This window comes from Virgibacillus sp. LDC1 (genome assembly GCF_025792345.1).
Lineage (GTDB): Bacteria > Bacillota > Bacilli > Paenibacillales > Paenibacillaceae > Paenibacillus_AQ > Paenibacillus_AQ lautus.
This window is the reverse complement of sequence record NZ_JAOXLZ010000019.1, coordinates 1-537: the sequence shown is the minus strand read 5'-3', so window position 1 is coordinate 537 and position 537 is coordinate 1. Positions and strand designations below refer to the sequence as shown.

Below are 537 nucleotides of genomic sequence, written 5' to 3'. Positions count from 1 at the left end.
CTTAGAAGCAGCCACCCTTTAAAGAAAGCGTAATAGCTCACTAGTCGAGTCGGCCTGCGCGGAAGATGTAACGGGGCTCAAACCATGCACCGAAGCTACGGGTATCATCTTATGATGATGCGGTAGAGGAGCGTTCTGTAAGCCTGTGAAGGTGAGTTGAGAAGCTTGCTGGAGGTATCAGAAGTGCGAATGCTGACATGAGTAACGACAATGCGAGTGAAAAACTCGCACGCCGAAAGACCAAGGTTTCCTGCGCAACGTTAATCGACGCAGGGTTAGTCGGTCCCTAAGGCGAGGCTGAAAAGCGTAGTCGATGGAAAACAGGTTAATATTCCTGTACTTCCAGTTATTGCGATGGAGGGACGGAGAAGGTTAGGCCAGCCTGGCGTTGGTTGTCCAGGTTTAAGGTGGTAGGCTGAAATCTTAGGCAAATCCGGGATTTCAAGGCCGAGAGCTGATGACGAGTTGCCTTTAGGCGACGAAGTGGTTGATACCATGCTTCCAAGAAAAGCTCCTAAGCTTCAGATAACTGGGAAC

At 50.1% G+C, this 537-nt stretch carries 1 rRNA gene; it reads left to right on the top strand.

The features are described from left to right. Positions 1-537: ribosomal RNA gene (locus OHJ21_RS32955) — 23S ribosomal RNA — on the top strand; the annotation flags it as partial.